The sequence below is a fragment of the Parabacteroides bouchesdurhonensis genome, from assembly GCF_900186615.1.
Taxonomy (GTDB): Bacteria; Bacteroidota; Bacteroidia; order Bacteroidales; family Tannerellaceae; genus Parabacteroides; species Parabacteroides bouchesdurhonensis.
In genome coordinates this window covers 601,409-616,407 of the sequence record NZ_LT896588.1, presented here as the reverse complement: position 1 = coordinate 616,407, position 14,999 = coordinate 601,409, and the positions used below count along the sequence as shown (strand labels likewise).

General features: G+C 38.9%; 14 protein-coding genes. 11 read left to right on the top strand and 3 right to left on the bottom strand.

All coding sequences use genetic code 11. The features are described from left to right. Nucleotides 1-3: 3 nt before the first annotated feature. The 6 genes from C1721_RS02710 (at nt 4) to C1721_RS02685 (ending at nt 6,174) form a co-directional block, all read left to right on the top strand. Nucleotides 4-747, top strand: a complete 744-nt coding sequence (locus C1721_RS02710) for an isoprenyl transferase (RefSeq protein WP_102406953.1) — start codon at nt 4-6, stop codon at nt 745-747. Nucleotides 748-762: 15 nt separating this feature from the next. Further along, nucleotides 763-3,435 carry an outer membrane protein assembly factor BamA gene (gene bamA / locus C1721_RS02705; protein ID WP_102406950.1) on the top strand — a complete coding sequence of 891 codons (2,673 nt, stop codon included), beginning with the start codon at nt 763-765 and terminating at the stop codon, nt 3,433-3,435. A 77-nt stretch (nt 3,436-3,512) separates the two neighbouring features. Beyond that, nucleotides 3,513-4,028, top strand: a complete 516-nt coding sequence (locus C1721_RS02700; protein WP_102406948.1) for an OmpH/Skp family outer membrane protein — start codon at nt 3,513-3,515, stop codon at nt 4,026-4,028. 72 nt (nt 4,029-4,100) lie between these two features. Beyond that, nucleotides 4,101-4,595 carry an OmpH/Skp family outer membrane protein gene (locus tag C1721_RS02695; protein ID WP_102406946.1) on the top strand — a complete coding sequence of 165 codons (495 nt, stop codon included), beginning with the start codon at nt 4,101-4,103 and terminating at the stop codon, nt 4,593-4,595. 59 nt (nt 4,596-4,654) lie between these two features. After that, the gene (murI, locus tag C1721_RS02690; protein ID WP_420872717.1) at nt 4,655-5,509 is read left to right on the top strand and encodes a glutamate racemase; all 855 of its coding nucleotides are present in this window, start codon (nt 4,655-4,657) and stop codon (nt 5,507-5,509) included. Then, nucleotides 5,506-6,174 carry a M15 family metallopeptidase gene (locus C1721_RS02685; RefSeq protein ID WP_102406944.1) on the top strand — a complete coding sequence of 223 codons (669 nt, stop codon included), beginning with the start codon at nt 5,506-5,508 and terminating at the stop codon, nt 6,172-6,174. Before murI ends, C1721_RS02685 begins: the two co-directional genes overlap by 4 nt. Before the next feature lie 3 nt (nt 6,175-6,177). Here the strand turns inward: C1721_RS02685 and C1721_RS02680 are convergent, their stop codons facing one another. After that, nucleotides 6,178-6,546: a YccF domain-containing protein gene (locus C1721_RS02680; RefSeq protein WP_102406942.1), complete on the bottom strand. Its 369-nt coding sequence runs from the start codon at nt 6,544-6,546 to the stop codon at nt 6,178-6,180. Beyond that, nucleotides 6,543-7,796: a M23 family metallopeptidase gene (locus tag C1721_RS02675; protein ID WP_102406940.1), complete on the bottom strand. Its 1,254-nt coding sequence runs from the start codon at nt 7,794-7,796 to the stop codon at nt 6,543-6,545. The genes C1721_RS02680 and C1721_RS02675 overlap by 4 nt, the downstream gene beginning before the upstream one ends. 90 nt (nt 7,797-7,886) lie before the next feature. On the opposite strand from C1721_RS02675, the gene C1721_RS02670 reads away from it, so the two are divergent. From C1721_RS02670 to C1721_RS02660, 3 genes are all read left to right on the top strand, one after another. Then, nucleotides 7,887-9,263, top strand: a complete 1,377-nt coding sequence (locus C1721_RS02670) for an MATE family efflux transporter (RefSeq protein ID WP_199830392.1) — start codon at nt 7,887-7,889, stop codon at nt 9,261-9,263. 78 nt (nt 9,264-9,341) lie between these two features. Continuing rightward, nucleotides 9,342-9,767, top strand: coding sequence for an META domain-containing protein (locus C1721_RS02665; RefSeq protein ID WP_102406938.1), 426 nt, complete (start codon nt 9,342-9,344; stop codon nt 9,765-9,767). Nucleotides 9,768-9,772: 5 nt separating this feature from the next. Beyond that, complete coding sequence (locus tag C1721_RS02660; protein ID WP_102406936.1) at nt 9,773-10,219, top strand: META domain-containing protein; 447 nt, start codon at nt 9,773-9,775, stop codon at nt 10,217-10,219. Between the two features lie 65 nt (nt 10,220-10,284). Here C1721_RS02660 and C1721_RS02655 read toward each other — a convergent pair whose 3' ends face one another. Then, a complete protein-coding gene (locus tag C1721_RS02655) occupies nt 10,285-11,445 on the bottom strand; it encodes an exo-beta-N-acetylmuramidase NamZ family protein (protein WP_234347563.1) in 1,161 nt (386 codons plus the stop codon). 170 nt (nt 11,446-11,615) lie between these two features. Here C1721_RS02655 and C1721_RS02650 point away from each other — a divergent pair, with 170 nt between their 5' ends. Together C1721_RS02650 and C1721_RS02645 are read left to right on the top strand one after the other, a co-directional pair. Further along, entirely contained in the window at nt 11,616-12,158 is a 543-nt protein-coding gene (locus tag C1721_RS02650; protein ID WP_102409203.1) for an HDIG domain-containing metalloprotein, read from the top strand. A gap of 104 nt (nt 12,159-12,262) precedes the next feature. Then, the gene (locus tag C1721_RS02645) at nt 12,263-14,998 is read left to right on the top strand and encodes a putative LPS assembly protein LptD (RefSeq protein ID WP_102406931.1); all 2,736 of its coding nucleotides are present in this window, start codon (nt 12,263-12,265) and stop codon (nt 14,996-14,998) included. Nucleotide 14,999 lies beyond the last annotated feature (1 nt).

The window sequence follows — 14,999 nt, the reverse complement described above, 5'->3', positions numbered from 1 at the left end:
AAGATGTCGTTGATTGAAGAAATAGACAGAGAACGCTTACCACAGCATGTGGCGATCATTATGGACGGCAACGGACGTTGGGCGAAAGCACGCGAAAAAGACCGGAGTTTCGGTCATCAGGAAGGTGTTGTTTCCGTTCGTAAGGTTGTAGAAGCGGCAACTGCTATAGGCTTGAAATATCTTACTTTGTATACCTTTTCTACTGAGAATTGGAATCGTCCGGAGCAAGAAGTGCAAGCCTTGATGAGTTTATTGGTATCAGCTATTCATCGGGAGACTCCCGATCTGATGAAGAACAATGTTCGTTTGATGGCGATCGGTGATTTATCCCGTTTGCCGGATGATGCGCGCGTAACATTACAGGGTTGTATAGATCAAACTTCTGTTAATACAGGAACCACCGTTGTTTTAGCTCTTAGCTATTCATCCCGGTGGGAAATAATAGAGGCAATTAAAAAAATTGCCGGAGAAGTGGCAGAACAGAAAATAATCCCCAACGATATAACTGAGGCTCTTGTCTCAGACCATCTGACTACAAAAGGCATTCCTGATCCGGATTTGTTGGTTCGGACCGGAGGTGAAAAGCGCATTAGTAACTTTCTGCTATGGCAATTGTCGTATGCAGAACTATATTTTACCGATATGTTTTGGCCAGATTTTAGAGAAGAAGAGTTGTATAGAGCTATATTGTATTATCAACAGCGTGAACGCCGGTTTGGTAAGACAAGTGAGCAATTAATCTTATAAACAATTAGTTGTTATATGTACAAAAGAATAGTGCTGTTTTTTGTTTTTCTGAGCATTGTATGCGGAGCATTTGCTCAGGAAACTGACACTACCCAGGTTGAAAAACCGGCCGAAGTGCCGGTAATTTCTTATTCGTCACCTCCTAAGAAATATAAAATTGCGGATATTAAGGTAACGGGTATTAAGAATTATGATGATTTTGTGTTAATCGGTTTCTCCGGATTATCGGTAGGCGATGAGGTTACTATTCCTCCCGGAGATGAAATAACAACAGCCGTAAAACGATTTTGGAAACATGGACTGTTTTCTGACGTAAAGATTCTGGCCACAAAAATTGAAGGCGACCAGATTTGGTTGGAAATACAATTAAAACAGCGTCCACGTATATCCGAAGTTAATTATCATGGCATTAAAAAAGGAGAAAGACAAGACCTCGAGGCGAAACTGGGTTTGAAGAAAGGCTTTCAGGTTACTCCGAACTTAATGGACCGCGCAAAGATTCTTATCCAGAAATTCTTTGATGGTAAAGGTTTTAAGAATGTGGACGTGGAGATTACCCAGAAGGATGATGTTTCTCATGAAGGTGAAGTGATTGTAGATATTTACATCGATAAGAATGAGAAGACAAAGATTCATAAAATTCATTTTGAAGGGAATGAAGCTTTATCCGACCGTGATTTGAAGAAAGCGATGAAGAAGACGAATGAAAAATTCAATCTTCAAAATGACTGGAAATCCAGTGTTCTTGAGATGTTCAGTACAAAGAAGTTCACTACGGAGGAATATGAAAAAGATAAAAAGAATATTATTGAAAAATATAACGAACATGGTTATCGTGATGCTATTCTTGTAGAAGATAGTGTTGTTAATTATAATGATAAACGTGTTGATGTCTTTTTAAAAATAGACGAAGGTGATAAATATTATTTGAGAGACGTATCATTTGTGGGTAATACAAAGTATCCGACAGAACAGTTACAGTATTTACTGGGTATGAAGCCGGGTGATGTATATAACCAGAAAAAATTAGGAGAACGTTTGTCTTCGGATGATGATGCCGTATCAAATCTGTATTATAATAATGGTTATTTGTTCTTCAATGCCGACCCAGTGGAAGTAGATGTTGATAATGATTCTATTTCTTTGGAAATTCGTATTATAGAAGGACCTCAGGCTACAATTAATAAGATTATAATTAATGGTAATGACCGTTTGTATGAAGATATTGTACGTCGTGAACTCCGTACCAAACCGGGCATGTTGTTCAGCCGTGAAGATTTGATGCGTTCTGTGCGTGAAATTGCGCAGATGGGGCATTTTGACCCTGAAAATTTAGTGCCTCAACCTATTCCTGATGCCGAGAATGGTACAGTGGATATTCAGTATAACCTGGTGTCTAAGGCCAATGACCAGATAGAATTTTCTGCCGGTTGGGGACAGACTGGCGTAATCGGAAAATTGAGTTTGAAGTTTACTAATTTTTCTATGAAGAATCTGTTTAATCCTTCGACTTATAAAGGAATTATTCCTCAAGGAGAAGGACAGACATTAACATTGAGTGGACAAACAAACGGACGTTACTATCAGGCTTATAGTATTTCATTTATGGACCCATGGTTTGGAGGGAAACGTCCGAACACATTATCTGTAAGTGCATATTTCTCTAAGCAGACAGATATAAGTAGTAGTTACTATAACAATAATTATTATTCCAATCCGTATGCTTATGGTGGTTATGGCGGTTATGGATATGGTGGCTATGGTTATGGAAATTATGGTGGTTACAATAACTATAATTATGAAGCTGCTTTGAATCCTGAAAAGTATATTATGATGTTTGGCCTTTCTGCCGGTTATGGTAAACGTTTGAACTGGCCGGATGACTTCTTCCAGTTTATGGCGACCTTAAATTATCAGATGTATAAAATGCATGATTGGGATTATTTCTTGGTAAACGAAGGTACTTGTCATAATATCAACCTTGAATTGTTGTTGCAACGTAACTCTATTGATAATCCGTTATATACACGTAGAGGTTCGCAATTCTCATTATCTGTAAGTGCAACGCCTCCGTTCTCTTTATTTGATAATAAAGATTATGGATCAATGAGTGATCAGGACCCGACAAAGTTCCGTTTTATAGAATATCATAAATGGAAATTTAAGGCTAAGATTTTCTCACCGTTAGCTCCGTTGACTGTAAAACGTACTCCGGTTTTGATGACACGTGTTGAATATGGGTTCTTAGGTTCTTATGATAAAAATAAGAGATCCCCGTTTGAAACATTCTACATGGGTGGTGACGGTATGAGTGGTTATTCAAGTACGTATGCAACGGAAACAATCGGATTGAGAGGTTATGAAAACGGTAGTATTGCAGGTAACGGCGGTTATAACTCATATGGCTATGCTTATTCCCGTTTGTCAATGGAATTGCGCTATCCGTTCTTATTAGAACCTTCATCCACTATTTACGGTCTGGTATTTGCTGAAGCCGGTAATGCCTGGAGAACTCTGAGAGATTTCAATCCTTTTGCATTGAAACGTTCAGCCGGTGTTGGTGTCCGTATCTTCCTGCCGATGATTGGTCTGATGGGTATTGACTGGGCTTATGGCTTTGATGTTCCGGATTATTCAAGCAAGCGTGGCGGTAGTAACATCCACTTTATTATTGGTCAAGAATTCTAAATTAATGTAATTTAGGCTCTATATAATAAACCCTCTGTTATATTTGCAGTCATAAGGGAAACGTAAAATGTAGAAGTATGAAAAAGATTATTGCTTTAAGTTGCTTTATATTCCTTTGCTCTTTTGCAGGAATGGCACAAAAGTTTGCATTAATAGATATGGAATATATATTGAAAAATATTCCGGCTTATGAAATGACAAATGAACAGCTTAGCCAGGTCTCAACGAAGTGGCAGAATGAAGTGGAAGCTCTCCAGCAGGAAGCCCAGAATATGTATAAAAGCTATCAAAGTGACTTGGTGTTTCTTTCGGCGGAGATGAAGACAAAGCGTGAAGAAGAAATTGTGAAGAAGGAACAGGAAGCGCAAGATTTGAAGCGTAAATATTTTGGTCCAGAAGGCGAACTGTATAAAAAACGTGAAAGTTTAATGAAGCCTATTCAGGATGAAATTTACAATGCTGTAAAGGAAATTTCAGAAGATAAAGGGTATCAACTTATATTGGATAGAGCATCGACTATGGGTATTATTTTTGCTTCACCTAAGATTGATATTAGTAATGAAGTGCTGATAAAATTAGGATATTCAAAATAAATGCTTACATTTGTGCGCTTTAAGTATCGCTAATAATTAGCTGGATTAATAACAAAGTAATTATAAATAAAAATGAAGAAACTTATTGTCTTATTGTTAATGATTCTCCCATTGGGCGCTATTGCTCAAGAAGTAAAAATTGCTTATGTAAATACACAAGAGATTTTTTTAGGTTTGCCGGATGCCAGTGATATGGAAAAGAAAATAGCAGATCTGAATGAAAAATATAAACTTGAGTTACAGCAAATGCAGGACGAATTCAATAAAAAGTATTCTGATTTCGTTGCTCAACAGGATTCATTGACAGAGAATATCAAGTTAAGAAGAATGCAGGAAATCGAAGATATCCGTGGCCGTATGGATAACTTCATGCAGGTAGCTAGACAAGATATGGAGAAGAAACAACAAGAATTGATTCAACCTATTCAGGAAAAGATTCATAAGGCTATCAATGCTGTAGGAGAAGAAAAAGGATATACTTATATTATTGATCCGCAGGTATTGCTTTATACTGGTCCTAATGCTATTGATGCAACTCCTTTTGTAAAGGCTAAATTAGGTATATAATTATTATCTAAATAATAGAAAAGGATGTCTTTCTACAGAAGGGCATCCTTTGTTTATATATGGGGAAAAAGAACGGAATATATTCATTACAACCGGGACCGATTGGTATTTTCGATTCTGGGTATGGCGGGTTGACAATCTTTGACAAGATTCGGAAAACTATGCCGGAATATGATTATGTTTATTTAGGAGATAATGCCCGTACTCCTTATGGAACGCGTTCTTTTGAGGTTGTTTATCAGTTCACAAAACAAGCTGTAATGAAACTTTTTGAAGAGGGATGCCAGCTTGTTATATTGGCTTGTAATACAGCTTCCGCAAAGGCTTTACGCACTATTCAACAAAGAGATTTGCCGAACTGGGATGCTGGCCGTCGGGTATTGGGAGTAATACGTCCTACAGTGGAATTAATGGATACGGTTAGCAGAACCAAACATGTAGGTATTTTGGGTACTACGGGGACTATCTCTTCTCATTCTTACTCTATGGAAATAGAGAAAATGTTTCCGCATATAAGAGTTACGGGAGAAGCTTGCCCTATGTGGGTTCCTTTGGTAGAAAACAATGAGTTTAACTCTCCGGGAGCAGACTATTTTGTTAAAAAACATTTGTATCATATTCTTTCTCTCGATCCTAAGATAGATACATTAGTTCTTGGATGTACGCATTATCCGTTATTAAAAGATAAGATTAAAGCAAACCTTCCAAAAGAAGTGACTCTCTTTTCACAAGGACAATGCGTTGCGGAAAGTTTGCAAAACTATTTGACGCGTCATCCGGAAATGGATGCGAAATTGACTAAGTCAGGTAAAAGACGTTTTCTTACAACAGAATCAACTGAAAAATTTTCGGAGGCTGCATTTTTGTTCCTGAGTGACGAAATAGAGGTTGAACAAGTTTCTATAGACCGATGAGGCTTCTTTTTTGCATAATACTTGTAATACAATCGTTTTCTGGTTATTCGATACCACAGGGAGATTGGGATAATGTATTGCAGTCAAAAGGATTGGTCAATGTTCAAACATTAGATTCCAGTATTCAGGTACAGCTACAATATGCTCAACCGGATAACTTTATGGGTAAAGCTGTCTATGACGGACTTACTTATGCGTGGTTACGTCCTGAAGCTGCAAAATGCCTTGTAGAAGCACAAAAACTGTTGAAAAGAGAATATCCGGAATGGACGTTGGTTGTGTATGATGCCGCTCGGCCTATGTCTGTTCAACGTAAAATGTGGAACTTGGTCCGCGGAACAGATAAAACGAATTATGTAAGTAATCCGGCGAATGGAGGAGGGCTCCATAATTATGGTATGGCAGTTGACGTAACTATTCTTGATGAAACAGGTGTACCGCTTCCGATGGGAAGTCCTTTTGATTTTTTTGGAGAAGAAGCCCATACCACTAATGAAGAAGCTTTGCTGGAACAAGGTAAAATAACCAGAGATGAATATAATAACCGTCGTTTATTGCGGCGGGTGATGAAACAAGCTGGTTTTCGTACCATTCCATACGAATGGTGGCATTTTAATGCTTGTACCCGGGCCGAAGCTCGGCAACGCTACCCCGTTATAGAATAATAGTTATTGGATGTTTTTACCGAAAGGAGCCAGTGCTAAAGCCGCCATTTTGAAATGTTGCCTGCCAAAGGGGATTCCGATAATCGTGATGCATAGCAATAGACCGAATCCAAGATGAGTCAGGCAAATCCATATACCGCCTAGAAATATCCAGATAATATTCATAATAAGGCGGAGGCAACCTCCGGAGTTTCCATTGTCGGTAACTTTACTTCCGAATGGCCATAAAGCGAGTAGAGCTAATTTTAGTGTTTGCAAACCAAAAGGAATACCTATGATAGTTACCATTAGCAACAGACTGGAGATCAGATATTCAATACTGGTCACAATACCTCCGAAAAGTAACCAAATGAGATTTCCTAAGAATTTCATAAGCCTTTTTGTTTTGATATGGCAAAGCTATCTAATTCTGCCAATATTCGTTGTTTGACGAGCATAAAACTATCTTTTAATTCCGGTTTTACCGGTTCTGAAGGGGGAGCATCCATTTGCAGGGGATTAATAGGTTGTCCGTTTTTGTAAACGCGGAAATCCAAATGAGGACCGGTAGATAATCCGGTGGAACCGACATAAGCGACTTCTTGCCCTTGCCGGACATGGCTGCCAACCCGTATGCCGGGTGCAAATTTACTGAGGTGCATGTAAGTTGTTGTGTACACGGAATTGTGTTTTATTTTCAGATAATTTCCTCCGCCATTTTGATATCCTTTGGCAATGACTGTTCCATCGCCAATACTTTTAACCGGTGTTCCAATGGGAGCTGCATAGTCTACTCCATGATGTGCGCGATAGCGTTTTAAAATAGGGTGGAAACGGGCATTGGTAAACCGGGAAGTTATTCGGAAGAAATCTAATGGAGCTTTTAAAAAGGCCTTTCTTAAACTGTTTCCTTCTTCGTCAAAATATTCGGAAATACTGTCCTGGGTGAATGGTATTGCATAAAAATCTTTTCCCTGGTGAGTGAAAATAGCTCCTTCTATAGATGCTATTTTTAATGCGGTTGTGTCGTCTATGTATGCAACATCGTATAAAACTTTAAAAGAGTCTCCATCCTTTATGTCGAAGAAATCAATTTGCCATGCATATACATTCGATAATTCCAATGCGAGAAGCGGATCTGCTCCGGAAGCCTTTATTACATTCCATAAAGAGGTGTTAAGAATACCTTCCGCGTATTTACGCTTCAAGGTAATTTGTTTACAAAACTCATAGGCACAGACTGTATCTTGGGTGAAATCTATAATAGCATAATCAGTCAAAGATTTGGCAAAGGCTATATATTTGATTCGGGCAATACTATCGTTGGTTGTGAATGTACAGTAATTCATTCCTGCTCGTAGTTTTGTCGGGTCTAATACATCTGATGAGACGCGGCTGATACTGTCTGTCTGTGATGCGGAAAAGCCCAGACTAGCAAAAATGGAGGAAGGATTATCACCACTCTTTATCAGATATTCATTTACATTCAATGAATCAATACAGATGCCATAATGATATATATGTTGTAAGCTATCTATCCATTCACTGTCGACATCTTCTTCGGTTTGTTGTTTGGTATGTGTACATGAAATAGATGTAGCCAGCAGGGTTATTAGAACGTATACAATACTTTGTTTCTTCATACATTAATTTTAATATGGGCAAATTTATAGAAAATAATCTAAAGACAAAACTTGTTTGTATCTTTGCGTCCCGGTAAAAAGATTGTTTTTATGGATATACACAGACTATTCCGGCGTCCGGATGGACTGAAAGGAAAACTGTTTAAGTTGACTGGCCCTATTTTTCTGGAAACCCTGCTTATATTAACATTAGGTGTGGTTGATACATTGATGCTTAGCCATCATTCGGATAATTCCGTAGCCGCTGTTGGAGTAGTAAACCAATTGCTTAATATGGTCTTTTTGTTGTTTAATATTACAACTACGGGAACGGCGGTTATGTGCGCCCTTTATTTCGGGGCAAAAAATAATAAAAGCTTTATACAGGTGGTAGGTACCTCTTTGTTGTTTAATGCGGCGGTAGGTCTGGTTATCAGCTTTGTGCTTACTTGCTTTGGTGAACGAATGTTGGTAATGATGGATATCCGTCCGGATCTGATGCCTGATGCTTCTGTCTATATGAAAATTGTAGGAGGATTCGGCTTTTTTCAAGCTATTACTTTTACTGTATCTACTGTATTGCGTGCGGCAAATAAACCAAACTATTCCATGCAAGTGGCTTTTATTATTAACATTTTGAACATTATAGGTAACTATACGCTTATATTCGGTCATTTCGGTTTTCCTGCCTTGGGTGTTGAAGGAGCTGCTATTTCTACTTCTGTTTGTCGTGGAATTGCGATGGTCTTTCTTTTTATAGTTTTATTTAAACGGTTGATTCATCGTATACCATTGGCCTATTTTCGACCATTCCCTGTAAAGATGCTAAAGGATGTCTTGAAAATAGGACTTCCCTCAGCTGTGGAACAAATTTCGTACGATGCTTCTCAAGTAGCAATCGTCTATTTTATTAATATGTTGGGTAACGAAATATTGGCAACCCGCGTATATGTAATGAATATTGTTATTGTAGGTTATTTGTTTTCTCTTTCCATAGCACAGGCTACGGCTGTCTGTACCGGTAATTTGGTTGGTGCCGGAAAGAAACAGGCTGCTTATACATTGAGCTGGTATGCATGGAAGCGATCTTTACTTATTACCTTTATTGCGAGTTTGAGTGTTTATTTGCTCGGGCGTCCGTTATTAGGGTTGTTTACAGAGAACGAAACAATTATTAGCGTTGCAATGAGTGTACTGCTTGTCGATCTTTTTTTGGAACAAGGACGTGCAACCGTACTATTGTTCCTCTTTAGCCTTCGTTCGGTGGGAGATGTGATAGTGCCAGTGCTGATAGAGTTGGTTTGCATGTGGTTCTTCGCTGTTTTTTGCGGCTATATGTTTGGAATTGTACTCGGTTTGGGATTAGCAGGAATGTGGGTTGCTTTTGCCATGGATGAAAGTTCGCGAGGCTTGGTATTGGCATTCAGATGGCATACGCAGAAATGGAAACGACGTGATTTGATGCGTAAAGATGTTAATATTGGCTAAATAGCTTCACTACCCGGAACATTTAGCTTCTTTATTGCGTCCTATTTAAAAGGGTATATTTTATAAATGATATAAGTTATGAAAAAGATTATTTTTTATTTATTGTTTATTCCTGCTTTTGTTGGGATGGTTGTTTCTTGTTCCGAAGCTAAAACTGATGCGAAAAAGCTGGAAGGCAAATGGAAAGTTGTGGAAGTGAAGGGCAAAAAGATTTTGGAAGAAGGCTTGCCTCAGATGGATTTTAATATGGCAGAAAACAAGTTACATGGAAATGGCGGTTGCAATATCTTTAATACGACTGTTGAATTAGATCCGAATGATATTTCGGCGATTACTATCCGCCCGGCGGCGGCAACCATGATGGCTTGTCCGAATATGGAAACTGAAGATGCCGTATTTAAGGCTATGGGTGATGTAAAAGGAGTAAAAGCCGGGCAGAATGAAAATGAGATGTTGCTGGTTGACTCTGACGGAAACGTATTGTTAGTATTGTCTAAAGAATAATTTGTATGAGACAATTTTTCTATTTATGTATGATAGCGGTAAGCATTGGACTGTTTGCCGGTTGTAAAGCGAAGAAAGCGGCTGTTGCTTCATTTTCTGATTTGAATGGAGAATGGGGTGTTGTCGAGATGAATGGAAAAGTACTGAATCCGGTAGAAACGCATCAGGTATTAATTTTTGATGTAGCCGGCAATCGTCTTTCCGGAAATGCGGGTTGTAATCGTATTATGGGACAAATAGAATACAGTGAGATGTATAAAAATATTATCAAGTTTCCACAGGTGGCAACTACTCGTATGGGATGTCCTGATATGAGTGGAGAGAAGGAACTGTTGACAGCGTTGGATAAAGTGGTTCGTTTTGAAGCCGTAGGAGAAACTAAACCTGTTGATGAAATCGCTCTTTACGGAACTGATAACAGCAAGTTTTTGGTGATTAAGAAACAGAAATAATTTGAAGGCCTCCGACTGTACAGGGATCGGAGGCTTTTTTCGTTAACGCTATCGAACAAATACGATTATTTAGTTGGATAATCCGGATAAAGCAGATACTTTTTACGCATAACCTTGTACTTATCCAATGCAGGTTGCCAACTTTCTCGAATCTCATCCTCCGTTAATCCGCGCACAATTTGGTATCGCAGTTTCTTTGTCCCGGCCAATAGATCGAACCAGTGCGGACGTGCAAAGAAAAAGGCTTGTTCGTTGCCTGCTTTATTATAAAAATCAAGGAAAAAGCGAAGAGTTAGTCCTCCTTGGTAAGGATATTCGCGAAGATCTATGCCGAAGCATTCTTTGTCCTTTTGTATTGGATTTGTATCAAATCCTTTTAACGAAACAGGTGTAAAACTAAAATCTCCATACTTTTTATCCGGATAACCGATTACCTGAAATGGAAAGTAAGTTCCCCGCCCGACGCTGATATTAGTAGCTTCAAAGAAACATAGCGAAGGATATAGCCGGATCGCTTGGTCGTTAGGTAGATTAGGGGATGGTTTTACCGGCAACCAATACGGGTCTCCATGCTTCCAATTCTCCATTTTGACTATTTTTAGATTGCAGGTATCCGGTGAACTCTTTAGCCAACCTTCATCATTAATCATCCAGGCCAACTCTCCAACAGTTAAACCATGCAAAAGAGGGAGTGGGTCTACACCAACGAAAGATTCAAGACCTTCTTCACGTATCGGCCCGTCTATAAAGTCGTTTGGGTTGGGACGGTCTAATACGATAAATTCTTTTTGATTTTCGACACATGCTTCCATTACATAATGCATTGTGCTTATATACGTGTAGAAACGGGCTCCTACATCCTGAATGTCAAATACCACAACATCCAAGTCTTCAAGTTGTTCAGCGGTCGGTTTTTTATTCTTCCCATAAATGGAGATAATGGGAATACCTGTTTTTATATCCCGACTATCGTTTATTTCAGAACCAGCATCGGCTGTTCCTCTGAAACCATGTTCGGGTGCGAATACCTTTTTTACATTGACTCCGTTTTCTAACAGAGCGTCTAATAAATGTTTCTGTTCTTTTTCAAGGATAGAAGTCTGATTAACAACAAGCCCAACTCGTTTGTCTTTCAACAGGCGGGTGATAACATCCATTCGTTCAGCTCCTAATTTTAAGGGGGCATTCTGTGATGTGGAAGCTTGTATTTCAGGCGCTAGAAGCATACAAAGTGTCCAAAAGGCAAGACAAACAGCTGTTTTCATAAATCATTCTCTCTTTTTTATACTGTGCAAAAGTAGTTAATCTTTTCTGTTTTTCCTCGTATTGTTTCAGGCATAATCACATGAATGGACAAGAATTAGTATCTTTGCCTCGATCAAAAAAAATGTATGAAATGAATCCTTTAGATATAATCTCAAAGTATTACCCAATAGATTCGGATGCCTATCGGATATTGGTAACCCATAGTCGCAGTGTAACGGATAAAGCATTGTCTATAGCACGCCTACATCCGGAACTGAATCTTGATCTGGCATTTATTGAAGAAGCTGCCATGTTGCATGATATAGGTATCTTTAAATGCAACGCACCGGAGATTGATTGCCATGGGGAAGCTGATTATATTTGTCATGGATATTTGGGAGCTGACCTGATGCGTGTGGAAGGATATCCCCGTCATGCATTGGTGTGTGAGAGACATACAGGAACAGGGCTTTCGTTAAAAATGATAGAAGAACGTAATCTTCCCCTTCCGCATCGTGATATGAGACCGGTTTCTATGGAAGAACAACTAATCTGTTTTGCCGATAAATTTTATAGTAAAACCAAGTTGGATAAAGAGAAGTCGGTAGATAAGGTAAAACAAGGACTTTCCAAATACGGTACGGAAACGGTAGAACGCTTTGATTCCTGGTGTAAACTCTTTTTAGGGGAATAAAGCTATTCGGGCTCATTTATTTATTATACATTTGCAGCCTGTAACTGAGGAGTAGAATATCTGTAGGTTAAACCAACCAGGCTCTACCGTCAATTGATGATTGAATGAAATACAGACTACTAATAATCTTTATACTTTCACTGATTGGAGGTCCTTTCTTGTGTGCGCAAAACGCGATAGAACCGGTTGACAGTATTCCCGGTACAGCGCCTGTTGTAGCACCTGTGGATAGTATTGCTCCAACTGATTCCACTGCACGAAAGAAAGATGCTTTAGAAGCGCCGGTTACATATACGGCGGCCGATTCTATTGTGATGACTGCAGGTAACTGGGCTTATTTGTTTGGTGATGGGAATGTGCAATATCAGCAAATCGAGTTACAAGCTGAAAACATAGAGATGAATATGGACAGTAGTCTTGTTTTCGCTAAATTCGGATTAGATTCTATCGGACAAGAGTTTGGTTATCCTTTGTTTAAAGACGGAGGTGAAGAGTATGAATCTAAGACGATGCGCTATAACTTCAATAGTAAAAAAGGATATATTACCGATGTGATTACGCAGCAAGGTGAGGGATATGTTACAGCCGGGCGTACCAAAAAGATGGATAATGATATCTTAAATATGGTAGGAGGAAAATATACTACTTGTGATGAACATGAACATCCTCACTTCTATATTCAAATGACAAAAGCGAAAGTCCGTCCTAAAAAAAATATTGTAACAGGACCTGTTTATCTGGTTTTTGAAGATGTTCCGTTATATCCGATCGGATTACCGTTTTGCTTCTTCCCGTTCTCAAGTACTTATTCTTCCGGTATTATCATGCCTACTTTTGGTGATGAAAATGCACGTGGCTTTTTCCTTCGTGACGGAGGGTACTATTTTGCTTTGAGTGATTATATGGATTTGGCTTTAACGGGTGAAATCTATACAAAAGGATCTTGGGGACTGGCAGCACGTTCCGCTTATAAAAAGAGATACCGTTTCTCCGGAAACTTTGAAGCTTCTTACCTGGTGACACGCTTGGGTGATAAAGGACTTCCCGACTATAGTTTGGCGAAGGACTTTAAATTAAGATGGACGCATACGCAAGACCCTAAGGCTAATCCGTATCAGAACTTTTCGGCTAGTGTGAACTTTTCAACGAGTAGTTATGATCGAAATAATACGAATAGCCTCTTTAATATGGATGCTACTCAGAATACGAAAGGATCAAGTGTGAACTTTACGCAGCGTTTTCCGAATAATCCGTTTACTCTGTCGGGAACTATGAGTATTAACCAGCGTTCTAAAGACTCCTCTATCTCTGTTACTTTACCGGATATCTCTGTTACAATGAGCCGTATTTATCCTTTCAAACGGAAACGGGCAATAGGTAAAGAGCGTTGGTATGAAAAAATATCAATGAGCTATACCGGTTATTTACGTAATAGCATTGATACGAAAGAAAATTTATTGTTCAAATCGAATATTATTAAAGACTGGAAAAATGCGATGCAACATCAAATACCGGTGAGTGCAACCTTTTCTATCTTTAAATATTTGAATATATCTCCTTCTTTTAATTATACGGAACGTTGGTATACCAGCAAAACAGAACAGGAATACGATTTGCAACGTAAAGCGATGATAGCGCGCGATACGACATACGGTTTTTATCGCGTGTTTAATTACGATGCGTCTATTTCTGCATCTACAACATTATATGGCTTCTATAAACCACTTCCATTTCTGGGAAATAAGGTGGAAATGATTCGTCACCGCTTTGAGCCTTCGGTTAGTTTGAGTTTCGCACCCGATTTTGGCTCTTCCCGCTATGGTTTCTATGAAGACTATACTTACAGGGATGAGTATGGGCAAAACCAAACGGTTACATATTCTCCGTTTGCGGGACAAATGTTTGGAGTTCCGTCTGTCGGAAAACAAGGAAATGTCAATTTCTCCATTAATAATAATGTGGAAATGAAGATTCGTACAGATAAGGATTCAACGGGCTTCCGGAAGATTAGTCTGATTGATAAGTTGTCCTTAGGTATGAGCTATAATATGGCGGCGGACTCTTTTAAATGGAGCGACTTGAATGTTGGGTTACGTTTGAAATTTTCCAAGAGTTATACGTTAAACCTGAATATGATATTTGATACCTATACTTATGGTTATGATGAGACTACAGGAAGAGCATACAAAAGAGATGTGATGCGTTGGCAGGCTGGTAAAGGTATAGGCCGTTTACGTTCTACCGGAACGAGTTTTTCTTATACGTTCAATAATGATACATTCAATAAGCTATTCGGAAATAAAAAAGATAGTAGTTCCGGTGATAAGGGAAATGAATCGAATAGTGAAACTCCGGAAGACGGCTTGAACCCGGATGATGCCGGAGCTACAGAGGAAGGTGGAAAAGGTGGCGGACGTTTGCTTGGAAAGAAGAAAGAATCTGGAGAGTATGATTCTGACGGCTATCTGATTTCTAAAATACCATGGAGCTTTTCTTTCAATTATAATATGAATTTGAATTATGATATGAATTCGTTCAATCCCCGAACAATGGAATATAAGTATAAGCTGACGCATTCGCTTAGTTTTAACGGAAATGTCCAGCCAACGAAGAATTGGCGTTTTAATTTTAACGCTACTTATGACTTTGATGCGAAGAAGATTTCATATATGACATGTAATATAACACGAGACCTGCACTGCTGGCAGATGACTGCCAGCTTCATGCCTGTAGGTCCTTATAAGTCTTATTCTTTCTCTGTTGCAGTAAGTTCCTCTTTGCTGAAAGACCTCAAATTGGATAAGAGAAGTAATTACCGTGACGGGCAACAATGGTATTAAA